Here is a 307-nt window from a genome sequence, read left to right as displayed (position 1 = left end):
CACCCGCTATTACTGAATGTGTTTCATGATTAGCCACACCATCCTGCACTTACAATGCACAGAAGGAGTGAGCACAGAAAGAAGTCTTGAACTTTTCCGGGCATATAACTATACTCCCCGCATAGCTGAATTGTTGGCTATGCGGTTTTATGGGGCCCCGGTAATCTTTCTAGTCGCCAAACTTGAAGAAGATTATCGGGGTTTTCGCTTTTCTGGCTCCTGTAAATCCACATCAGAACCAGTTCCCTGCCACCTTACGGCGTGGCCAGCCACAAAATTCCTTAAAAGATCAGCAATCTACCACTCA

General features: G+C 46.3%; 1 protein-coding gene. It reads right to left on the bottom strand.

Going from position 1 to position 307, the window contains the following annotated elements; all coding sequences use genetic code 11:
- Positions 1 to 29 precede the first annotated feature (29 nt).
- Complete coding sequence (gene tap, locus RTW80_RS28470) at positions 30 to 104, bottom strand: RepA leader peptide Tap (protein ID WP_001442103.1); 75 nt, start codon at positions 102 to 104, stop codon at positions 30 to 32.
- Positions 105 to 307 lie beyond the last annotated feature (203 nt).

The organism is Escherichia sp. AM3 (genome assembly GCF_032029835.1).
Classification (GTDB): Bacteria; Pseudomonadota; Gammaproteobacteria; order Enterobacterales; family Enterobacteriaceae; genus Escherichia; species Escherichia coli.
The sequence above is the reverse complement of the archived record's forward strand: the minus strand, read 5'-3'. Positions and strand labels throughout refer to the sequence as shown.